This is a genomic window from Pseudomonas sp. CAM1A (genome assembly GCF_047501685.1).
Lineage (GTDB): Bacteria > Pseudomonadota > Gammaproteobacteria > Pseudomonadales > Pseudomonadaceae > Aquipseudomonas.
This window is the reverse complement of record NZ_JBFNXP010000004.1, coordinates 61,230-83,042: the sequence shown is the minus strand read 5'-3', so window position 1 is coordinate 83,042 and position 21,813 is coordinate 61,230. Positions and strand designations below refer to the sequence as shown.

Annotated in this window: 20 protein-coding genes; 7 read left to right on the top strand and 13 right to left on the bottom strand. The window is 64.4% G+C overall.

The window, feature by feature from the left end; all coding sequences use genetic code 11:
• Positions 1-53 precede the first annotated feature (53 nt).
• The 3 genes from ABZO33_RS13270 to ABZO33_RS13260 all read left to right on the top strand — a co-directional run bounded on the left by ABZO33_RS13270 (position 54) and on the right by ABZO33_RS13260 (position 5,316).
• Complete coding sequence (locus tag ABZO33_RS13270; protein WP_414536400.1) at positions 54-1,859, top strand: phenylacyl-CoA dehydrogenase; 1,806 nt, start codon at positions 54-56, stop codon at positions 1,857-1,859.
• A gap of 261 nt (positions 1,860-2,120) precedes the next feature.
• On the top strand, positions 2,121-3,407 hold the full coding sequence (locus ABZO33_RS13265) for a diguanylate cyclase (protein ID WP_414536399.1): 1,287 nt from the start codon (positions 2,121-2,123) through the stop codon (positions 3,405-3,407).
• Between the two features lie 130 nt (positions 3,408-3,537).
• Complete coding sequence (locus ABZO33_RS13260; protein WP_414536398.1) at positions 3,538-5,316, top strand: acyl-CoA dehydrogenase C-terminal domain-containing protein; 1,779 nt, start codon at positions 3,538-3,540, stop codon at positions 5,314-5,316.
• A 383-nt stretch (positions 5,317-5,699) separates the two neighbouring features.
• Here ABZO33_RS13260 and ABZO33_RS13255 read toward each other — a convergent pair whose 3' ends face one another.
• Entirely contained in the window at positions 5,700-6,623 is a 924-nt protein-coding gene (locus ABZO33_RS13255) for a LysR family transcriptional regulator (RefSeq protein ID WP_414536397.1), read from the bottom strand.
• 210 nt (positions 6,624-6,833) lie between these two features.
• Here ABZO33_RS13255 and ABZO33_RS13250 point away from each other — a divergent pair, with 210 nt between their 5' ends.
• Both ABZO33_RS13250 and ABZO33_RS13245 read left to right on the top strand, forming a co-directional pair.
• Complete coding sequence (locus tag ABZO33_RS13250; protein WP_414536396.1) at positions 6,834-8,111, top strand: aspartate aminotransferase family protein; 1,278 nt, start codon at positions 6,834-6,836, stop codon at positions 8,109-8,111.
• 155 nt (positions 8,112-8,266) lie between these two features.
• Positions 8,267-8,425, top strand: coding sequence for a YqaE/Pmp3 family membrane protein (locus ABZO33_RS13245; protein WP_003177654.1), 159 nt, complete (start codon positions 8,267-8,269; stop codon positions 8,423-8,425).
• Between the two features lie 33 nt (positions 8,426-8,458).
• Here the strand turns inward: ABZO33_RS13245 and ABZO33_RS13240 are convergent, their stop codons facing one another.
• The 10 genes from ABZO33_RS13240 to ABZO33_RS13195 form a co-directional block, all read right to left on the bottom strand.
• On the bottom strand, positions 8,459-10,270 hold the full coding sequence (locus ABZO33_RS13240) for a S9 family peptidase (protein ID WP_414536395.1): 1,812 nt from the start codon (positions 10,268-10,270) through the stop codon (positions 8,459-8,461).
• Complete coding sequence (gene pqqE, locus ABZO33_RS13235; protein ID WP_414536394.1) at positions 10,251-11,399, bottom strand: pyrroloquinoline quinone biosynthesis protein PqqE; 1,149 nt, start codon at positions 11,397-11,399, stop codon at positions 10,251-10,253. Before pqqE ends, ABZO33_RS13240 begins: the two co-directional genes overlap by 20 nt.
• Positions 11,371-11,646 (bottom strand): pyrroloquinoline quinone biosynthesis peptide chaperone PqqD, encoded by a 276-nt coding sequence (gene pqqD / locus ABZO33_RS13230; protein ID WP_414536393.1) that lies wholly within the window; start codon positions 11,644-11,646, stop codon positions 11,371-11,373. Before pqqD ends, pqqE begins: the two co-directional genes overlap by 29 nt.
• The gene (gene pqqC, locus ABZO33_RS13225) at positions 11,643-12,380 is read right to left on the bottom strand and encodes a pyrroloquinoline-quinone synthase PqqC (RefSeq protein ID WP_414536553.1); all 738 of its coding nucleotides are present in this window, start codon (positions 12,378-12,380) and stop codon (positions 11,643-11,645) included. The genes pqqD and pqqC overlap by 4 nt, the downstream gene beginning before the upstream one ends.
• Before the next feature lie 27 nt (positions 12,381-12,407).
• Positions 12,408-13,319, bottom strand: a complete 912-nt coding sequence (pqqB, locus tag ABZO33_RS13220) for a pyrroloquinoline quinone biosynthesis protein PqqB (RefSeq protein ID WP_414536392.1) — start codon at positions 13,317-13,319, stop codon at positions 12,408-12,410.
• A gap of 73 nt (positions 13,320-13,392) precedes the next feature.
• Positions 13,393-13,464 (bottom strand): pyrroloquinoline quinone precursor peptide PqqA, encoded by a 72-nt coding sequence (gene pqqA / locus ABZO33_RS13215; protein WP_003243383.1) that lies wholly within the window; start codon positions 13,462-13,464, stop codon positions 13,393-13,395.
• 169 nt (positions 13,465-13,633) lie between these two features.
• Entirely contained in the window at positions 13,634-15,949 is a 2,316-nt protein-coding gene (gene pqqF, locus ABZO33_RS13210; protein WP_414536391.1) for a pyrroloquinoline quinone biosynthesis protein PqqF, read from the bottom strand.
• Between the two features lie 52 nt (positions 15,950-16,001).
• Positions 16,002-16,784, bottom strand: coding sequence for a carbon-nitrogen hydrolase family protein (locus ABZO33_RS13205; RefSeq protein ID WP_414536390.1), 783 nt, complete (start codon positions 16,782-16,784; stop codon positions 16,002-16,004).
• Between the two features lie 16 nt (positions 16,785-16,800).
• Positions 16,801-18,483 (bottom strand): flavin monoamine oxidase family protein, encoded by a 1,683-nt coding sequence (locus ABZO33_RS13200; protein WP_414536389.1) that lies wholly within the window; start codon positions 18,481-18,483, stop codon positions 16,801-16,803.
• 160 nt (positions 18,484-18,643) lie between these two features.
• Positions 18,644-18,958: a helix-turn-helix domain-containing protein gene (locus ABZO33_RS13195; RefSeq protein ID WP_096049206.1), complete on the bottom strand. Its 315-nt coding sequence runs from the start codon at positions 18,956-18,958 to the stop codon at positions 18,644-18,646.
• 550 nt (positions 18,959-19,508) lie between these two features.
• Here ABZO33_RS13195 and ABZO33_RS13190 point away from each other — a divergent pair.
• On the top strand, positions 19,509-19,799 hold the full coding sequence (locus ABZO33_RS13190; protein ID WP_263159527.1) for a DUF3077 domain-containing protein: 291 nt from the start codon (positions 19,509-19,511) through the stop codon (positions 19,797-19,799).
• Between the two features lie 16 nt (positions 19,800-19,815).
• Here the strand turns inward: ABZO33_RS13190 and ABZO33_RS13185 are convergent, their stop codons facing one another.
• The gene (locus tag ABZO33_RS13185; protein WP_094011516.1) at positions 19,816-20,277 is read right to left on the bottom strand and encodes an Lrp/AsnC family transcriptional regulator; all 462 of its coding nucleotides are present in this window, start codon (positions 20,275-20,277) and stop codon (positions 19,816-19,818) included.
• A gap of 146 nt (positions 20,278-20,423) precedes the next feature.
• Between ABZO33_RS13185 and ABZO33_RS13180 the strand changes: the two genes are divergently transcribed.
• On the top strand, positions 20,424-21,119 hold the full coding sequence (locus ABZO33_RS13180) for a CatB-related O-acetyltransferase (protein WP_414536388.1): 696 nt from the start codon (positions 20,424-20,426) through the stop codon (positions 21,117-21,119).
• Between the two features lie 54 nt (positions 21,120-21,173).
• Here the strand turns inward: ABZO33_RS13180 and ABZO33_RS13175 are convergent, their stop codons facing one another.
• The gene (locus ABZO33_RS13175) at positions 21,174-21,545 is read right to left on the bottom strand and encodes a hypothetical protein (RefSeq protein ID WP_046857393.1); all 372 of its coding nucleotides are present in this window, start codon (positions 21,543-21,545) and stop codon (positions 21,174-21,176) included.
• Positions 21,546-21,813 lie beyond the last annotated feature (268 nt).

The following is a 21,813-nucleotide window of genomic DNA, read 5'->3' as shown; positions in this document are numbered from 1 at the left end:
GCTGGTCGGTACCCGCGGTCTTCCCACCGAACTCATCACAGAGGTTCATCGCAATGCCTGATTACAAAGCCCCCTTGCGTGATATCCGCTTCGTCCGCGACGAACTGCTCGGCTATGAGGCGCATTATCAGAGCCTGCCGGGCTGCCAGGACGCCACGCCGGACATGGTCGACGCGATCCTGCAGGAAGGCGCGAAGTTCTGTGAAGAGGTACTGGCCCCGCTGAACCGCGTTGGCGACCTGGAAGGCTGCACCTGGAGCGAGGCGGGCGTGAAGACCCCGACCGGCTTCAAGGAAGCCTACCAGCAGTTCGTCGAAGGCGGCTGGCCGAGCCTGGCCCACGACGCCGAGCACGGCGGCCAGGGCCTGCCCGAATCGCTGGGCCTGGCCCTGAGCGAAATGGTCGGTGAGTCGAACTGGTCGTGGGGCATGTACCCAGGCCTGTCCCATGGCGCGATGAACACCATCTCCGAGCACGGTACCCCCGAGCAGCAGGAGACCTACTTGACCAAACTGGTGTCCGGTGAATGGACCGGCACCATGTGCCTGACCGAACCGCACTGCGGCACCGACCTGGGGATGCTGCGCACCAAGGCCGAACCTCAGGCCGACGGCAGCTACAAAGTGTCCGGCACCAAGATCTTCATCTCGGCCGGTGAACACGACATGGCCGACAACATCGTCCACATCGTCCTGGCCCGCCTGCCCGATGCGCCGGCCGGCACCAAGGGTATCTCGCTGTTCATCGTGCCGAAGTTCCTGCCCAATGCCGAAGGCGGCGCGGGTGAGCGCAACGGCGTGAGCTGCGGCTCGCTCGAGCACAAGATGGGCATCCACGGTAACGCCACCTGCGTGATGAACTTCGACAGCGCCACCGGCTACCTGATCGGCCCGGCCAACAAGGGCCTGAACTGCATGTTCACCTTCATGAACACCGCTCGCCTGGGGACCGCGCTGCAAGGCCTGGCCCACGCTGAGGTGGCGTTCCAGGGTGGCCTGAAGTACGCCCGCGATCGCCTGCAGATGCGCTCGCTGACCGGCCCGAAAGCACCGGAAAAAGCCGCTGACCCGATCATCGTCCACCCGGACGTGCGCCGCATGCTGCTGACCATGAAGGCGTTCGCCGAAGGCAACCGCGCCATGGTCTACTTCACCGCCAAGCAGGTGGACATCGTCAAGTACAGCCAGGACGAGGAAGAGCGCAAGAAGGCCGACGCGCTGCTGGCCTTCCTGACTCCGATCGCCAAGGCGTTCATGACCGAAGTCGGTTTCGAGTCTGCCAACCACGGTGTGCAGATCTACGGCGGCCACGGCTTCATCGCCGAATGGGGCATGGAGCAGAACGTCCGCGACAGCCGTATTTCCATGCTGTACGAAGGCACCACCGGCATCCAGGCGCTCGACCTGCTCGGCCGCAAGGTGCTGATGACCCAGGGCGAGGCGCTCAAGGGCTTCACCAAGATCGTTCACAAGTTCTGCCAATCCCAGGAAGGCAATGCCGCCACCAAGGAGTTCGTCGAGCCGCTGGCCGCGATCAACAAAGAGTGGGGCGAGCTGACCATGAAGATCGGCATGGCCGCGATGAAGGACCGCGAGGAAGTGGGTGCCGCTTCGGTGGACTACCTGATGTACTCCGGCTATGCGTGCCTGGCCTACTTCTGGGCCGACATCGCCCGCCTGGCAGCCGAGAAACTGGCGGCCGGCACCAGCGAAGAGGCGTTCTACACCGCCAAACTGCAGACTGCGCGCTTCTACTTCCAGCGCATCCTGCCGCGTACCCGCGCCCACGTGGCGGCCATTCTGTCCGGCGCCGACAACCTGATGGCGATGAAGGAAGAAGACTTCGGTCTGTCCATCTAAGCCTGTCGGTTTTACGAAAAACCGCCTGCCTTTACCGGCAGGCGGTTTTTTTTCGCCCGGACGTCAGCTGCGGCTTAGGCTCCCATAGGGATCGTGTAAGCAGGAAAAATCCTACTGGGTGTCGCATCCAGTAACGAGAAAGCCTCAAGCTTCGCCCCTGACCTGCCGTTAAAGCGGGCATCTGTATTCATCTATTCATGTGCACTGCCGATGAAGTAGGGGCACAATGCCATTATTGATCTGCCGGGTCGGAGATTACCCTTGTTTCGTCTATCCGCTGTACGCGCGAGCCACTTCCTGCCTTCGCTGATTCTGTTGCTGGCAGGGCTTGCGGCAGCCTATGTGAGGGACCTCAGCGTCTTCTTCACATCGCTGTTCAACGTTCTACCCACGTTGGTGCTGTTGCTGGGGGGCGCCTACTGCGCCGTATACCGCCGCCAGCGCGAGCTGTTCCTGATGGTATCGGTGTACATCGCCTATTTCCTGCTCGACACCCAGACCGATTTCTACCGCGACAATGGCCGGGTCCGCGAGGATGCGGCGGTGATCTTCCATCTGGTGTGCCTGCTGTTGCCGGCGCTGTTCGGCCTGTACGGGGCATGGCAGGAGCGCACCCACCTGGCCCAGGACCTGCTGGCGCGCTTCGCCGTGCTGTTCGCCGTAAGTAGCGTGGCGGTGGCGCTGGAGCAGAGCTTTCCCGAGGCGCTGCTGGGCTGGCTGGCCGAGATCCGCTGGCCAGCGCTGCATGGCCAGTGGATGAGCCTGATCCAGTTGGCCTACCCCTTGTTCCTGGCCGTATTCATCCTGCTGGTGGTGCAGTACCTGCGTGAACCAAGACCCTTGCATGCCGCGCAGATCATTGGCCTGATCGGCGTGTTCTGGATGCTGCCCAAGACCTTCATCCTGCCGTTCACGCTGAACATCATGTGCAGCCAGGTGATGCTGATGATCGCCGCCGCGGTGTCCCACGAGGCCTACCAGATGGCCTTCCGCGACGAGCTCACCGGCCTGCCGGGGCGGCGCGCCCTGAACGAGCGCATGCAGCGCCTGGGGCGTAATTATGTGATCGCCATGACCGACGTCGACCACTTCAAGAAATTCAACGACACCCATGGCCACGATGTCGGTGACCAGGTACTGCGCCTGGTCGCCAGCCGCCTGTCCAAGGTGACCGGGGGCGGGCGCGCCTACCGTTACGGTGGCGAGGAGTTCGCCCTGGTGTTCGCCGGCAAGACCGCCGAAGAATGCCTGCCGCACCTGGAGGCGGTGCGCGAGATGATCGCCAACTACGCTATCCAGCTGCGTGACCAGAACAGCCGCCCGCAGGATGATTCCACCGGGCGCCAGCGCCGTGGGGGAGCGGTCAATACCACGGTGTCGGTGACCATCAGCATCGGCGTCGCCGAGCGCCAGGTCGAGCACCGCAACCCCGACGAAGTGCTCAAGTCCGCCGACCAGGCGCTGTACAGCGCCAAGGGCGCGGGGCGCAACTGTGTCATGACCTTCGGCCAGCAATCGCGGCGCGGTGCCGTGCGCATGGCGGGTTAGCGCGTGACTATGCCTGACTATTCGGTCGCATGATGACCCTATGTCTCGTAAAAGTTGTTCGGTTACACTGCGGTCATCCCAGTGCCGCGGCCCCGACGGGCCGCCCCGACCCCGATAGCGAGAGGTTGTCATGGCTGAATATAAAGCGCCCCTGCGCGATATGCGCTTCGTCCTCAATGAAGTCTTCGATGTGGCCACGCTCTGGTCGCAATTGCCCGCGCTGGCCGAGGCCGTCGACGCGGACACCGCCATGGCCGTGCTGGAGGAGGCCGGCAAGGTCACCGGCAAGACCATCGCGCCGCTGAGCCGCGCCGCCGACGAAGAGGGTTGCCACTGGGAAAACGGTTCGGTGCGTACCCCGGCGGGTTTCATCGACGCCTACAAGACTTATGCCGAAGGGGGCTGGGTCGGCGTTGGCGGTGATCCGCTGTTTGGTGGCATGGGCATGCCCAAGGTCGTCTCGGCCCAGGTCGAGGAGATGGTCAATGCCTCGAGCCTGGCCTTCGGCCTGTACCCGATGCTGACCGCCGGCGCCTGCCTGTCGATCAACGCTCACGCCAGTGAAGCGCTCAAGGAAAAGTACCTGCCGAACATGTACGCCGGCGTCTGGGCCGGTTCCATGTGCCTCACCGAGCCCCACGCCGGTACCGACCTGGGCATCATCCGCACCAAGGCCGAGCCCCAGGCCGATGGCAGCTACAAGGTCAGTGGCACCAAGATCTTCATCACCGGCGGCGAGCACGACCTCACCGAGAACATCATCCACCTGGTGCTGGCCAAGCTGCCGGACGCTCCGGCTGGACCGAAAGGCATCTCGCTGTTCCTGGTACCCAAGTTCCTGGTCAACGAAGATGGCGGCCTCGGCGCGCGCAACCCGGCCACTTGCGGCTCGATCGAGCACAAGATGGGCATCCAGGGCTCGGCCACCTGCGTGATGAACTTCGACGAAGCGGTCGGCTACATCGTCGGTGAACCTAACAAGGGCCTGGCGGCCATGTTCACCATGATGAACTACGAGCGCCTGGGTGTCGGCATCCAGGGCCTGGCTTCGGCCGAGCGCTCCTACCAGAACGCCGTGGAGTACGCCCGCGATCGTCTGCAGAGCCGTGCCCCGACCGGCCCGCAGGCCAAGGACAAGGTGGCCGACCCGATCATCGTCCATCCGGACGTGCGGCGCATGCTGCTGACCATGAAGGCGTTGACTGAGGGCGGCCGGGCGTTCTCCACCTATGTGGCTATGCAGCTCGACAGCGCCAAGTACAGCGAAGACGCCGCGACCCGCAAGCGCAGCGAGGAACTGGTGGCGTTGCTGACCCCGGTGGCCAAGGCCTTCCTCACCGACCTGGGTCTGGAGTGCACCGTGCATGGCCAGCAGGTCTTCGGCGGCCATGGCTACATCCGCGAATGGGGCCAGGAGCAGTTGGTGCGCGATGTGCGCATCACCCAGATCTACGAAGGCACCAACGGTATCCAGGCGCTGGACCTGGTAGGCCGCAAGGTGGTGGCCAGCGGCGGCGCCTACTACACACTGTTCGCCGACGAGATCCGCCAGTTCATCGCCACCAGCGCTGCTGACCTTGGCGAGTTCACCAAGCCTCTGGCAGCCTCCCTCGACCAGCTCGACGAGCTGACCGCCTGGGTGCTGGATCAGGCCAAGGGCAACCCCAACGAGATCGGCGCGGCTTCGGTCGAGTACCTGCACGCATTCGGTTATGTCGCCTATGCCTATATGTGGGCACTGATGGCGCGAACGGCCAAGGCCGGTGAAGGTGATGCCGACTTCTACGGGGCCAAGCTGGGCACGGCGCGATTCTACTTCGCACGCCTGCTGCCACGGGTTCACTCGTTGGTGGCATCGGTGAAGGCGGGCAGCGAGTCGCTCTACCTGCTGGACGCCGCGCAGTTCTGACCATTGCGGGGCTGCGTTGCAGCCCGTCGCGGCATGAGGCCGCTCCTACAGGGGGATGCAATCCGTCTGTAGGGGCGGCCTTTTGTTTTGTCAGGGCGGCGTGTTTGTGAATGAACTGCTTTTGTAAGCTTTGGCTTACACGACGTGGTGACGTTTCGCCTCTTTCCTAAGATTGGATCCACGGTTACTCTTTCTTACATGGACGTAGCGCAGGATGCGCAATGGACAGAGCAGGACGCCTTACAAGGAAGTTGCGCAGGAAGCGCGAAAAGATAGAACAGGGACAAGAAGGATTTCCTGCCAGGATGGCGGGGTGATAGGGATGTCGAAGGGAAACAGTCTGGAAAACCCCGCTTAGGCGGGGTTTTCTTTGTGCGCGTGTTTCAGCCAAGCACGTCCAGCGGCGAAACCCCCAGCTGGCGTGGGTCGGCCTCTTCCTCCAGCAAGCTGCGCAGCAGCTCGACCGAGGCCTGTTGGCGTTGCGCGTCACGGAACACCAGGCCTACCTTCAGCGGAATACGCGGCTCGCTCAGGGGCTTCCACAGCAGCGCCTGGTCGTCCTGCGCGGCATCCTTGGCCCGGCCCGGCAGGATGGTCACCAGCGCCGTGTGCGCCAGGCTGTCGAGGATCCCCGCCATGTTGTTCATCTCGGCCTGCACTTGCGGCCGGCGCCCTTGGCTGGCCAGCTGTGCCTTCCAGATCTGGCGGATCTGGAACTCCTCGCCAAGCATCAGCATCGGTAACTCGGCTGCCTGACGGATCGAGACTTTCTTGAAGTCCTTCAACGGGTGGGTACGGGGGATGACCAACTGCAGTTCATCTTCGTACAGCAGTAAGCCATGCAGCCCTGGCTGGCGTGGCGGCAGGTAACTGATGCCGATGTCCAGGCTGCCGTTGAGCAGGCGCCGCTCGATCTCCGACCCCGACAGCTCATAGATCTGTACCACCAGGTGCGGCTGGGCTTTGCGCACCCGCTCCAGGAGCTGCGGCACCAGGCTTGGCCGTACGGTCTGCAGCACGCCGATGGCCAGGGTGCGCAGCGACTGGCCCTTGAAGTTGCCCATCGCCTCGTGGGCCCGTTGCAGGCCATCGAGCAAGGGCAGGGCGTGGTTGTACAGGGTATGCGCGGCGAGCGTGGGCAGCAGGCGTTTGTTGCTGCGTTCGAACAGGTTCAGGTCGAGGCTGTGCTCCAGCTGGCGAATCTGCTGCGACAGCGCTGGCTGGGACAGCGACAGGCGTTCGGCGGCGCGCCCCACATGGCCTTCTTCATAGACCGCGACGAAGTAACGCAGTTGGCGGAAATCCATAAGTGATACTTATCGAAAAAGCTGAGAAAACGAAATGGCCGCGAAACGACCAGAGGCCTAGTCTATCGCCGTATTCCAACGGGTTACAGCGCTCATCCCGGCGATTGTTACCCCAGCTGAAAAACACCTTTGATAGGAAAGGCAGAATATTCAATTCCGGCGCCAGACCGGAACCCTGACTGCCCACCACCGTGATTGGCCGGAGTCCCGATGAACCTGTTCAACCTGCGCCGTTCGGCACCCGCCGTCGCCGAGCCCGAGCGTGCCTCGGTGAGCGTGCCGGCCGCCGCGCAGTGCTCCCGCGAGCGGCTGATGCCCAGCATCGAACGTGCGCCGCACGTATTCGTGCGAGGGCAGGGATCGTGGTTGTGGGACGACGAGGGGCACGCCTACCTGGACTTCACCCAGGGTTGCGCGGTGAACAGCCTGGGCCACAGCCCGAGCGTGCTGGTCAAGGCCCTGGGCGACCAGGCGCAGGCGCTGATCAATCCCGGCGCCGGCTATCACAGCCGCGGCCTGCTGAACCTGGTCGAGCTGCTGTGCCAGCGCACCGGCAGTGATCAGGCCTACCTGCTCAACAGTGGTGCCGAGGCCTGCGAGGGTGCGATCAAGCTGGCGCGCAAATGGGGCCAGCTGCACCGCAACGGCGCCTATCACATCATTACCGCCAGCCAAGGCTGCCATGGGCGCACGCTCGGGGCGTTGTCGGCGTCCGACCCGCTGCCATGCAACCGTTGCGAGCCCGGCTTGCCGGGCTTCAGCAAGGTGCCGTTCAACGACCTGGCGGCGCTGCATGCGGCGGTCGACTCGCGCACCGTGGCGATCATGCTCGAGCCGATACAGGGTGAGGCCGGCGTGATCCCGGCCACCCGTGAGTACCTCCAGGGTGTCGAGCAGTTGTGCCGTGAGCTGGGCATTCTGCTGATCCTCGATGAGGTGCAGACCGGTGTAGGACGTTGCGGTGCCCTGTTGGCAGAAGAAACCTACGGCGTGCGGGCTGACATCATCACTCTCGGCAAGGGACTCGGTGGTGGTGTGCCATTGGCCGCGCTGCTGGCCCGCGGGCGCGCCTGCTGCGCCGAACCGGGGGAGCTCGAGGGCAGCCACCATGGCAACGCACTGATGAGCGCCGCCGGGCTGGCTGTGCTGCAGACCGTGCTGGAGGCCGGTTTCTTCGAGCAGGTGATGGACAGTGGCCGCCACCTGCGCGATGGCCTCAGCCGCCTGGCTGGCCGCTACGGCCAGGGCGAAGTGCGCGGCCAGGGGCTGTTGTGGGGGCTGCAACTACGCGAGGGAGCCGCGGCGCAACTGGTCGAGGCTGCGTTGCAGGAGGGCTTGCTGCTCAATGCGCCGCAGGCCGACGTGGTGCGCTTCTCGCCGGCACTGACCGTGAGCAAGGGCAACATAGACGAGATGCTCCTGCGCCTGGCCCGCGCGTTCACCCGGCTGCATGCCCAGCAGCACAATCGCCGCGAAGTGCCGGCCTGACCCGGCAGCCAGCGTACAGAATTTCAACGAACCGTCTCGCGTTCCTGCGCATCGCCTCTGGTCTGAAATACATGGCCAGGGGCGTTTTTTTGCCCGGTGGAACCTCTGGCAGGTCCGGCTAGTCTGTGTTGATACACCTTCACGGAGCGCATTGCATGGACTTCATACGCATCATCATCGCCATTCTCCTGCCGCCGCTGGGCGTGTTCCTCCAGGTGGGGTTCGGTGGGGCGTTCTGGCTGAACATCCTGCTGACCTTGCTGGGTTACATCCCCGGGATCGTGCACGCGGTGTACATCATCGCCAAGCGCTGAAGGATCGGGGCCGCAATGCGGCCCCCGGGTGAATCATCGGCCAAGCAGCCGGCAGTAGAACTTCCACTCTTCCTCGAGCGCATGCGCCAGGTTCGCCGCCTGGCGGAACCCATGTCGCTCGCCCGCATAGAAATGCCCCTCGGCTCGGATGCCATTGGCCTGTAGGGCCTCGAGCATCGAGCGTGTCTGCTCCGGCACCACCACCGCGTCCAGCTCACCCTGGAAGAAAATCACCGGTACCTTGATTCGTCCGGCATGCAGCAACGGGGTGCGCTGGCGATACCGCTCGGCATCGCGCTGCGGGTCGCCGATCAGCCAGTCCAGGTAGTCGCCTTCGAACTTGTGGGTGGCCCGTCCCAGCGCCTCGGGGTCGCTGACGCCGTACAGGCTGGCGCCGCCACGGAACACATCCTGGAAGGCCAAGGCGCACAGGGTGGTGTAGCCCCCGGCGCTGCCACCGCGGATAAAGGCCTGGGCCGGGTCGACCAGGCCCTGCTCGGCAAGGTGCCCGACTGCCGCGCAGGCGTCCTCGACGTCGTATTCGCCCCAGCGCAGGTGCAGCGCCTGGCGGTAGGCGCGGCCATAGCCGCTGCTGCCTCGGTAGTTGAGGTCGGCGACGGCGAAGCCGCGTTGGGTCCAGTACTGGATACGCGGGTCGAGCACTGGGTAGCAGGCCGATGTCGGGCCGCCATGGATGAACACAACCAGTGGGGGTAGGCCGGCCGTACCTTGCATGGCTGGGTAGAAGAAACCGTGGGCCGCGCCATCGCCACTGGCATAGTGGATTGGCTGCGGGCGGCTGATGTGTTCCACGGGCAGTACCTCGGTGCCGCCTGCCAGTACTTCGACTTCGTGGCTGCGCCGGTCGATGGCAATCACCGCCGCTGGGCTGATCGGCGAGGCGGCCACTGCATAGATCCGCTCGTTGTCCAGGGCCAGACTACGGAACCGCGTGTATGCACTGGCATAGCGCTCCACTTCGCCGCTGTCGCGGCGCAACCCCAGTTGCCCGAAGCCGTCCTCGAACCAGCTGGCCAGGTAGCGGGTGGCGCCGAGGGCCAGCCAGGTGCTGGCGCCCAGCTGCCAGGGAGCGGCGGCGTGGTCTGCGGATGCGGCGGGCAGGCGTTGCCAGTGTCCGTCGAGTTCGCCCCAGGGCTGCCAGAAACCGTCGCGGTCGGAGAGGCAGTACAAGCGGCCTTGTTCATCGAAACGGGGCTGCTGCAAGGATTCGTCCTGCGCGGCGACGCAGCGTGCCGCGCCCCAAACGCCAGAAGGTTCGCGCTCCCGGCACATCAGGCGGGTGACGGTCCAGGGTTGCGCCGGCCGGTCCCATTCGATCCAGGCCAGCCGCTTTCCATCTGGGCTCAGCGTGGGCGAGGCGTAGAAGTCGGCCCCTTCGACCAGGATTTGTCGATGTTCCGCCGAGAGACTCACCAAGCGATGCACGACCTGCTCGCCATGCTGCTCTTCGACGGCCAGCACCTGGCCGGCATGCCACTGCACATCGCCATAGCGGCAGTCGTCGGCGTGGGTAAGCGGGCGCGGTGGGCTGCCGTCCAAGGCCTGCAGGTAGACCTGCTGGTCCTTTTCGTTGACGAACACCAGCCCGTCCCCACCCAGGCAGAAGCTGCCGCCACCGTATTCATAGACCCGGCTGCGCACGCTGAACCCGTCCGGGGTCAGGCAGCGCGCCTGGTGGTCGCGCCAGTGCCAGATCCGGCAAGCGCCATCGGCGGGGCGGAACTCGTTCCAGAACACACCCTGTTCGCCGACCTTCAGTTCGGCGAAATCGGTCCCGGCGGCCACCGCCTGGGTGGCGCTGAACTCAGCCGCGGGCAATGACATGGGAGTTGCGCTCGTTGCGGAAGGTCATCTGTTCAATCTCCAACGTGGCGTGCTCGGCTTCCTCGCGGGCCTTGAGGATGATGCCGTGGTCTGGTGACTTGGCGCACACCGGGTCGGCCTTGCTGGCGTCGCCGGTGAGCATGAAGGCCTGGCAGCGGCAGCCGCCGAAGTCCTTCTCCTTCTCGTCGCACGAGCGGCACGGCTCGGGCATCCAGTCATAACCCCGGAAGCGGTTGAAGCCGAACGAGTCGTACCAGATGTGGTGCAGGTCATGGTCGCGCACATTGGGGAACTGCACCGGCAGCTGGCGTGCGCCATGGCAGGGCAGGGCGGTGCCGTCCGGGGTGATGGTCAGGAACAGGCTGCCCCAGCCGTTCATGCAGGCCTTGGGGCGCTCTTCGTAGTAGTCGGGGGTAACGAAAATCAGCTTGCACGGGCTGCCTTCGGCCTTGAGTTTGTCGCGGTACTCATTGGTGATGCGCTCGGCCCGTTCCAGCTGGGCGCGGGTCGGTAGCAGGCCGAGGCGGTTGAGGTGCGCCCAGCCGTAGAACTGGCAGGTGGCCAGCTCCACGAAGTCAGCCTCCAGAGCGATGCACAGCTCGATGATGCGGTCGATCCGGTCGATGTTGTGCCGATGGGTGACGAAGTTGAGCACCATCGGGTAGCCGTGGGCTTTCACCGCCCGGGCCATCTCCAGCTTCTGCGCGAAGGCCTTCTTCGACCCTGCCAGCAGGTTGTTCACCTGCTCGTCGCTGGCCTGGAAGCTGATCTGGATATGGTCCAGCCCGGCCTGCTTGAACGCGGCGATCTTCTGCTCGGTCAAGCCGATGCCGGAGGTGATCAGGTTGGTGTAGTAGCCCAGGCGCCGGGCTTCGCCGATCAGCTCGGCGAGGTCCTGGCGCACCAGCGGCTCGCCGCCGGAGAAGCCGATCTGCGCGGCGCCCATCTCGCGGGCTTCGGCCATTACCTTGAACCACTGCTCGGTGCTCAGCTCCTTGCCCTGCTCGGCGAAGTCCAGCGGGTTGGAGCAGTACGGGCACTGCAGCGGGCAGCGGTAGGTGAGTTCGGCCAGCAGCCATAGCGGCAGGCCGACCGGCACCTCAGGCGAGGGTGATCCAGTGTTCGGCACGGGCCACCTCCATGAATTGCTCGATGTCGTCGGCGACTTCGGGCACACCGGGGAACTGCTGTTGCAGCTCGCCGATGATCGCGGCGACGCTGCGCTGGCCATCGATCAGCCCGCCGATCAGGCCGGCGCTGTCGTTGAGCTTGATCATCCCCTCGGGGTACAGCAGCACGTTGCCCTTTTGCGCGGGCTCGTACTGGAAACGATAGCCGGGGCGCCAGGCGGGCACCTGTTGACGGTCGAAACTCATAGGGCGATCCCCTTGTGCCAGGCCCGCTCGGCAGTGACGCTGTGGTACGGCGGGCGGTTCAGTTCATAGGCCATGCTCATGGCATCGAGCATGCTCCACAGGATATCCAGCTTGAATTGCAGGATCTCCAGCATGCGCTCCTGTCCCTCGCGGGTGGTGTAGTGCTGCAGGGTGATCGCCAGACCGTGTTCCACATCACGCCGGGCCTGGCCCAGGCGGGTACGGAAGTATTCATAGCCGGCCGGGTCGATCCACGGATAGTGCTGCGGCCAGCTGTCCAGGCGCGATTGGTGGATCTGCGGGGCGAACAGTTCGGTCAGCGAGCTGCTGGCGGCCTCCTGCCAGCAGGCGCGGCGGGCGAAGTTGACGTAGGCGTCGACGGCGAAGCGCACGCCGGGCAGCACCAGCTCCTGGCTACGCAGTTGCTCGGGGTCCAGGCCCACGGCCTGACCGAGGCGCAACCAGGCCTCGATACCACCGTCCTCGCCGGGCGCGCCGTCGTGGTCGAGCAGGCGCTGGATCCACTCGCGGCGGATTTCGCGGTCCGGGCAGTTGGCCAGGATCGCCGCATCCTTCATCGGGATGTTCACCTGGTAGTAGAAGCGGTTGGCCACCCAGCCCTGGATCTGCTCGCGGCTGGCGCGACCTTCATACATCGCCACGTGGTAGGGGTGATGGATGTGGTAGTAGGCGCCCTTGGCGCGCAGGGCCTGCTCGAACTCGGCAGGGGACATCGGCGTTGCGTCGCTCACAGGGCCTCCTTACAACTCGATACTCATGCCATCGAAGGCGACTTCCACGCCGCGGCGCTGTACTTCGGCGCGTTCCGGCGAGTCTTCGTCGAGGATCGGGTTGGTGTTGTTGATGTGGATAAGCACCTTGCGCTGGCGCGCGAAGCCGTCCAGCACCTCGAGCATGCCGCCCGCGCCGTTCTGCGCCAGGTGGCCCATCTCGCGGCCGGTGCGGGTGCCGACGCCGCGGCGCTGCATTTCATCATCCTCCCACAGGGTGCCGTCGACCAGCAGGCAGTCGGCGCCGTGCATCATCTCCAGCAGCTTGGCATCGACCTGGCCCAGGCCCGGCGCGTAGAACAGCTTGCCGCCGGTGCGCGTGTCCTCCACCAGCAGCCCGAGGTTGTCGCCCGGGTGCGGGTCGAAACGGTGCGGCGAGTAGGGCGGCGCGGCGCTGCGCAGCGGGAAGGGGGTGAAGCGCAAGTTCGGGCAGGCGTCGATGACGAAGCTGGTGTCGAGGTCGATGCGGTTCCACACCAGGCCACCGTTCCAGTGGCTGAGCATGTTGAACAGTGGAAAGCCGGTGGTCAGGTCCTGGTGGACCATGTCGGTGCACCACACCTGGTGCGGACAGCCTTCGCGCAGGCTGAGCAGGCCGGTGGTGTGGTCGATCTGGCTGTCGAGCAGGACGATGGCATTGATACCGGTGTCGCGCAGGGCACGGGCCGGCTGCATCGGCGCAAAGGCCTGGAGCTGGGCGCGGATGTCTGGCGAGGCATTGCACAGGATCCAGTGCTCGCCGTCGTCGGACAGGGCGATGGACGACTGGGTGCGCGCCGTGGCGCGCAGGGTGCCGTCGCGGTAGCCCTTGCAGTTGACGCAGTTGCAGTTCCACTGGGGGAAGCCGCCACCGGCGGCGGAACCGAGAATCTGGATGTACATGCGCGCCCTCGTAAACGCTGATCCGAAAAACGACAACGCCCCGGCGGGCCGAGGCGTCGTCACGCACTGCCGCTTAGCGGTTGGCGAAGTACATGGTCACTTCGAAGCCGATACGCAGGTCAGTGTATGCAGGTTTGGTCCACATGGGTTTGCTCCTTCCGGATGGGTTTGAGGTGGTCGGTTCATTATTGGGTTCTCCCAGGCACGAGAGGTTCCATTGACCGAGATTGCGCTATCTTACAAGAAAAAATTGTACCGAAAGGTTAATTATTCGAAATGTGCCCTTGCACAAACGGTAACAATCATCTTGGATCTCACCGCCATTTGGCGTCCGGCGCGGCGGCATTGGCCAGGCACAGCCAACCGTGCCTGGCGTCGATGAGTTGCTGCAGCAGTTCGTCCAACTGAACTTGCTCGACATTGAGAATAGACCGGCGCATTCGCGACAGGTCCGGATTGTGTGTCGCCATATGTGCCTGCCAGGCCCAGTGCACGACATCGGCATTGCTCATCGCCGCTTCGTCGAACTGATCGGCCAGCTGCGCACGGGCATTGGCGTCCAGCTCGACGCCTTGACCCAGCAGGTCCATCAGGTGGCCAAGGATCTCTGCGTGGCTGGCGTGCGGTGATTGCACGCCGAACAGGAGCCCGCTGTAGCCCTCGATCTGACGAAAGGCGCTTAACACTGCATAACCCAACTGCAGCTCGACGCGCAGGCGTTGATAGACCGGGCCTTGCAACAGCTGGGCGAGCAGGCGGCCGGTGGGCTGCAGATGCGCAGGCAATGGGCAGAACAGCAACAGTGCGGCCTCGCTGCCCGAAGTCTGGATTTGCCGCCAGTGGCGCCCCTGGATCGGGCGTGGCGCTGAAGGCTCGGCAGGCTGGCCCATGAGGTCCTGCAACGCGGCTCCCAGCGCCCCCTGTTGCGCCGTGTCGAATCCTTGTGCCAACCCCTGCCACCGGGCCTGCTGCCAGAGTGAATCGAGCTGCGGCTGGTCCGGCGTGCAGGCCGGTAGTGGTTGCGTTGCGCCCATCAGCAAGGTGTCCGGCAATGCCTTGAGCAGGGCGCGGATCGGTATCAAGGGGGCTTCGGCTGCCGCTGGCGCGTGCCAATGCTGCCTGGCAGGCGCGCGCAGCAACGCAAGCGCCTCCTGCGTGGCGTTGATCACGGCCAGGGGATGTCCCGCCAGGCGCAACTGCCAGTACTCGCCGCGGGCCTCGAAACCCAGTTGCAATGCCGCCTGCGTGGCACGCTCGCGCAACGGTCGAAGGCTGTGCTCGAGAACGGTCCACAGACGTTGGCGCAGCGGTGATGGAACCTGCCAGCGCAGGTCCAGGGCTGCGAACTGGCGTGCTGGCGGCAGGCAGTGGCCGATACCAAGCGCGGCTGGCAATGCCCTGCCGATCGTGGGCAGTGCGTCTGCCAGCAGTGTTTCCTCGGGGGGGAGTTGCCAGTCTCCTGCAGGCATGGATGGCAGGTCGGCCAACAGTGCATCGAAGGCGGCCAGGCCTTGGGCCGACAGTCCGCTGAAAGGCCGACCGGCGCTGTCGCGCTGGGCCAGTTCAAGCGCGCTGCCAGCTTGTTCCCGGCGTTGCTGCAGTTGAGTGAAGCGCAGGTTCAGCTGTCCAGGATCCTGCTGTCGTAGAAAATCCAGCCAGCCATGCAGCAGTACCCGGGCCTCGGCCAGGCAGGCCTCGTCCGACAGCTGCAACTGGACATGCCAGAGCAGCTGTCCGGCATGGGCGTGGAGTTGTTGCGCCTTGCAGTCCTGCAGCCAGCCGCGTTTGCGCAAGGCATCCAGCCAACCGCCAGGCCGGCTGTCGGTGAGCTGGGCTAACAACAATTCAAGCGCCTGCTCGGCGCCTTCCGGCACGTGGTCATGGGCAAACAGCCAGTCATGACGAGCTCCCCATGCGGTTGGCTGGCGCAAAGGCGCTTCGAGCAAGGCAGGCGGCGGGTTGCGGACGGTGCCCGCACCCTGGGCGAACAACTCGCCGTATCGTCTGCTCAGTTGTGCCAGTTCATCCAGTGACTGCGGGCCGGCCAGGCTCAAGGTGAGCTGCTTGCCTTGATAGTGGCGTTGATGGAACAGTCTCAGCCCTTGCTGGAAGGCCGGGCTTTCCAGCGGCAGGCTGTAGCGGTTGCCGGCATGGAAAGCGCTCAGCGGATGGCGCGCCGATACCGATTGCAACAGGGTGAACTGGCGTTGCGCCTCGGGGTTGCGCGACCAGGCGATGAACTCGGCATGAATCACCTCGCGTTCGCGGCGCTGGCGCTCGATGGCAAAGTCCGGTTCGGCGAGCATCTGGCACAGACGCTCCAGCCCGCCGGCCAGTGCTGCAGGGGGCACTTCGAAAAAGAAATCGGTGGTGCGTTCGCGGGTGCTGGCATTGACCTGGCCGCCCAGGCCCTGCACGTAGCGCATCAGGCCGTCGTCCAGTGGGAAACGCGCGGTACCGAGGAAGAACAGGTGTTCGAGAAAGTGCGCCAGGCCCGGCCAGCGCGCCGGTGCGTCGTGGCTGCCTGCATGCACACGCAGCGCCGCCGCCGCGCGTTTGAGGCGTGGCGCATGACGCAGGGTCAGGTGCAGGCCGTTGGCGAGGGTGAGGTGGCGGATGGCGTCGGACATGACGCCATGCTAGCGCGCAATGCTGAGGTTGTCTGCGCTGGCCCTGCCGCTGTTAATGCAGATCCCGGCGCAGGTCCGACAGGTAGGGAAACGCTTCCCTTCCTTTCAATACCTGGTCGCGCTCCATATCCGCGAGCAACAGCTCCTCCTCGTTCCCGGCCATCGCCAGCACACCACCGTCCGGTCCGACGATGCTGCTCTGCCCGCAATACTGGATCTCGCCCTCGCTGCCGCAGTAGTTGGCGTAGACCAGGTAGCACTGGTTCTCCTGCGCCCGCGAGCGCACGGTCACCTGGCAGACGAAGTCGTAGGGCGCCATGTTCGCCGTCGGCACCAGGATCAGCTCGGCGCCGTTCAGCGCCAGGCGCCGGGCGTTTTCCGGGAACTCGATGTCGTAGCAGATCAGCATGCCGACCTTCCAGCCGTCCAGCTCGACCACCGGAAAGTGATCGGCGCCCGGGCTGAACATCGAGCGGTCCAACTCGCCGAACAGGTGGGTCTTGCGATAGTTGCCCAGGCTGCGGCCATGGGCGTCGATCAACTGCACGCTGTTGTAGATCGCGCCGTCCTCGCCCCGCTCGGGGTAGCCATAGACGATGCCGATGCGATGCGCCTGGGCGATCTCGACCACGCTCATCGCCGAGGGGCCGTCAGCGGGCTCGGCCAGGCGCTGTGCCTGGTCAAGGCCGATGTTGTAGCCGCTGAGGAACATCTCCGGGCACACCAGCAGCTGCGCGCCACGGGCGGCGGCGTGCTGGGCCTGGTGCTGCAGGCGCTCGAGATTGCCGGGCACGTCCAACGGCTTGGGCGTGCCCTGGAACAGGGCGATGCGCATGGCGCTACTCCTTCGCTCAGTCGGCCAGGGCGATCGGGCCGATCTCGTGGAACACATCGCCCGGGCCGGGGTTGTCCGGGTGGGTCTGGCCCCCGAAGTGGTTGATGATACCCCACACGGCATTGAGCGAAGTCTGCACCGCGCCTTCGACCCAGGCCGGGGTCCATGATACGTCGTCACCGGCGATGAAGATGCCGCGCTGTTCGGCGGGCATGTCCTGCTGCATGAAGTGCGCGTACATGCGCTGGTTGTAGCGGTAGTGGCCCGGCAGCGCGCCCTTGAAGGCACCGAGGAAGTGCGGGTCGGCCTCCCACGAAATAGTGATAGGGTCGCCGATGATATGCCCGGCAATATCAGTTTTCGGGTAGATCTTCTTCAGCGCGTCGAGGGCCAGTTGCACGCGCTTTTCGGTCGGGTGCGGCAGCATCTTCAGGGCGTCGCTCATCCAGGCATAGGACAGGCAGATCACCCCCGGCTTGTCATCGCCGTTGTCGAACAGGTAGGTGCCGCGGGTCAGGCGGTCGGTGAGGGTCATGCTCATCAGGTCGCGGCCGGTCTGCGGGTCCTTGTCCTTCCAGAACGGGCGATCGACCATGACGAAGGTCTTCGACGACTGCATGTAGCGGGTACGGTCCAGGGCCATCCACATCTTCTGCGAGAACAGCGACTCCTCGCAGTCGATCTGGGTGGTCAGCAGCCAGCTCTGGCAGGTGGTGAGTACCGCCGCGTAGTGGCGCACGTCACCGTAGTTGTCGGTGACTGCCAGGCGACCATCGGCGGCGCGGGCGATGCGCTTGACCCCGGTGCGTGGCGCGCCGCCGTGCAGGCCGCTGAGGCTGGTGCCGGCCGGCCAGTGGGCGCAACGTTCCGGCATATGGCGCCAGATGCCCTGCGGCACCTGCTCGACGCCGCCGACCACCAGGTGCTGGTGGTCGTCGCAGTTGGTCATCACCACGCGGAAGATTTCCAGCATCGAGTTGGGGAAGTCCGAGTCCCAGCCGCCGGTGCCGAAACCGACCTGGCCGAACACTTCGCGGTGCTGGAAACTCAGCTTGGCGAACGAGCGCGAGGTGGCGACGAAGTCATAGAAAGTGCGGTCATCCCACAGCGGCACCAGCTTGTTCCACAGGTCCTTGAGGCGCGGCACGTCGCGGTCGCGAATGGCCTGCTGGATATCGCCGAACTGCGCGCCGCTCTCCAGGGCGTCGGCCCAGGCCTCGGCCACTTCGTGGAACAGCTGCGGCAGGTCGGCGGATTTTTCGGCGTAGTAGGTCTGGCCTTCCAGGTCGATGACCGTGCTGCCCGAGGCGGGAGTCAGCGGGTTGGGGAATGGTTTGGTCTCCAGGCCCAGCTTGTCGACATAGTGGTAGAAGGCGGTGGACGACACCGGGAAGCGCATGCCGCCCAGTTCGGCGACGATGCCGTCGGTGCCGTTGAACACCTGCGAACGCAGCCTGCCACCCAGCTTGGAGGCTTCGTACACCACGGGCTTGAGGCCCAGCTTCATCAGCTCGTAGGCCGCCACCAGCCCGGCAATGCCCCCACCGACAATCGCCACCTCTTCGCCATGGCGCGCCTCGGGAATGCTGCCCAGGCCGGCCGGGTGCTCCAGCCAGTCGTCGAAGGCGAAGGGGAAGTCGGGGCCGAAAATGGTGATGGGTTTCTTGCCGTCGGCGGGGTGGCGGTTTTTCTTGTTCATGTAATGACCTTGCCAGGGGCTGCGCAGGGGGCGGAGCCTGAGTATAGAGAATGTCTGGTGGCCATTTTATGAAGTGGGGTGTTCGTAATTAAGGTGAAAATTGACGTCGTTATGTGATTTGTTTCGTCTTGATGATTTATGTTTATTGAAAAACGACGAGTCAGCTCAACGATGCTAGGTGCTCGACGGTTTCAGGGTACTTCTGCACCAGCCTGATCAGCGCCACGGCCTGGGCGTTGGGCTTGGAGCGGCCCTGTTCCCAGCTCTCCAGGGTGCGGGCGTTGGTACGCAGGTACGCGGCAAACACCGCCCGTGACATGTTCAGGCGCTGGCGCAGTTCGGTCAGTTCGTTGGGGGCCAGCGGGGCAAGCTCCTCGAAGGTCACCTTGTGCGAACGCAGGGTCAGTTTGCCGGCGCGCTCATCGGCAAGGGCGTCGAAACCTTCGGTGAGTTCAGTGAAGATGTTGCGTGGCATTGGTGGCTCCTGCTTTTCAGGTGCACCATAATGCCACTTCTATACGTGATTTACGTATAGATCATTACTTTCAAGTTGTTTCACTTGGCGGGTTTCCAAGTCCTGAGGCGAGATGCATCCCTTGTGGGAGCGGGCTTGCCCCGCGAATAGGGCGGCATAGTCATTATCGGGTTATGGCACGGGCTCCGCCCGTGATCGCGGGGCAAGCCCGCTCCCACAAAGTCTACGTCGCGCTGGAGAGAATCAGCTTGGTCCTACAGAACCAAGTACTAACAGGAAGTATCCTACGAGCCATGTAGCCTCGGTCTGGCAGTTTGGGAGAACCCTTCGCGGTTAACTTCAGCCGGTCACCGCAAATTCGGTGATCGGGCGTGAGAACCCGGCGATCAAATTGGAGGCATGCTGTCATGGCAGCTGTGCGCGGGCAGGTTCTGCCTGGCCGGAATGTAGCCTCCAACTTCGCCGGTTCTCACCCCGCGCATGGCTGCCACCCATTCCCGTGAGAAGGTTGCGTGGTGGCCTCTTTGAGCCGGTAATGGAGGCAATACCCATGAAAAAGATCGTCCCCGACCCACCCCTCACTTTGAACCCAACCACCGAGCAGTCCTTCTGCTCCTGCCAATCCAGCCATCCCCCGATCTTCACCGTGCGTCCCGGCGTCGATGCCGCCGACGCCCTGGTCCACGCCAGCATGCTGGCCCGGGCCATCCAGGAGATCGCCGACGACTACGCCCAGCACCATGCCCCCGAGGCGGGGCGGGCGATGATCTGGTCGATCCTGCATTCGGCGGAAACGGTACGCGCGCTGCTGGAAGGGCTGCTCGACGCGATGGAGGCCTGAGGGGCCGTTGCCGCGGTCAGCCTGGCTGGCCGCGATCCACCTTGCTGCTGAGGATGATCGACGTGGTGGTCTTCTCCACCCCGTCGAGGCTGCCGATCAGGTCGAGCAACTGGTCCAGCTGTTCCGGTGAGTCGCTGAGTAGCCAAGCCACATAGTCGAACTCGCCACTGACCGCGCACAACTGCTGGACCTGCCCCATGGCGCTCAGGTGGCGCACGATGTCCTTGCCCGAGCGCGGCTGCGCCTTGATCCCCACGTAGGCCTGCAGGCCGCCGCCGATCAGGCGCTGCCCCAGGCGCACACCATAGCCGGTGATCACCTTGTTGCGTTCCAGGCGTTCGAGGCGCGAGTTCACCGTGGTACGGGCGATCCCCAGTTGGCGGGCGAGCGTGGCGACGCTTTCGCGGGCGTTGATCTGCAACAGGGAGATCAATTGGCGATCGATGGCGTCGAGGGTGATGGAGGAGGTGGCCGGCATGGTAGGTCTCTTTTGTCGAGCTGCTAGCCTATGCAAGCGCGACCGATTCGCGCAAGGCGCCCAGGGCTGGCATTACGTTGGCAAGGCGGTACGATAGCGGGCCGCTGCCGCTCGGCAGCCTGGACCATGGCAGGAGTGATTGACCCATGAAGTTCAAGGACTGGTACTGGCGGCGATGGATTCGCCAACACGGTTGCAAGGTGAGCACGGGCATTTCCAAGTTCGGCAAGCGCGCCAGGTTGGCGCTCGAGGCCGAAGTGCGCATCGGCGATGTGGCGGTCAGCGCCGCCACCCTCGATGTTTCGATCGGGGCCCACACCTATATCCGCAGTGGCGGCTCGCTGCAGGTGGTCGAGTCGATCGGGCGCTATTGCTCGATCGGCAGCGCGGTGGTCATCGGCCAGGAAAAATACGCTCATCCCACCGACTGGCTGAGTTCCCACCCTTTCCAGTTCACCGGCACCCAGTGGCAGTACGAGCCGCCAAACACGCCGGCGCGCATTGGCCATGACGTGTGGATCGGCGAAGGCGCAATGATCATGGAAGGGGTCGAAGTGGGCACCGGCGCGATTGTCGCCACCCGCGCCCTGGTGACTCGGGACGTGCCGCCCTATGCCGTGGTGGCGGGCTTTCCAGCCAAGATCGTGCGTTATCGATACCCGGAAGCGATGATCGAGCGCTTGCTCGCATCGCGTTGGTGGGAGCGCGATACCCGGCAGTTGCTGGAGCTGCCGCTGCACGACCCTGCCGCCTGTCTTGACCGGATCAGCGGGCTCGGTGAGGCAAGTTACGCGAGGATCGAGATTTCGCGGCGTGGCTGCAAGGTGCTGGCGTCGGCTTGAATCGCCGAGAAAAGGTTACGACCGGGGCTGCTGCGCAGCCCTGATCGGATTGGATCAACGTGACGCGCTGGTCTGCGCCGTGGCGCAAGGCGACTTCAGGCCAGCAGTCATGCTCTCGACGTTGTCGAGCATCTGGTTGCCTTTGTTGACCTTCTGCGCGTTCTCCGCAAGCTGCATGCGTTGGTCATAGGTGGCTGAAGTGCCATTCATGCTGTTCTTGGTTTCGAGCACGGAGTTGGCGATGCTGAGCAGGCTGCGGCCGGTGGAGATCAGGTTGTCGGTCGCACTGGGCGTGCACGGGGCGTTGCCGCCGGCCATCTGGCTGGGCTGTTGGCCCTGGTTGTAGGAGCCCGGTGCCACGCAACCTGCGAGCGTGGCCAGCATCGGTACAACGAGCAGGGCCCCAAGCGTTCCTTGGATGTTCATGTGACGTTCCCTCGATCACTGGGCTCCGACCCGGTGCCGAAGCGATGGAGGGATTCTAGAAACGCGGCAGTAATGGCGAAATAGAACGGGTGTGCTAAAGGCACTTTGCCGCTGGTCAGAGCGACCCGAGCTACAAATCCAGGGGAAGCTGGGCACTGTACTGCCAGTGCATTGTTTTTTGTACCGCGCAGCGGTCAGGTTTTTCGGCCATGACGTTGTTCTCCTGGTAAAAGTGTGATCAAGGTTGTTGCAAGGTGGCAATTACACA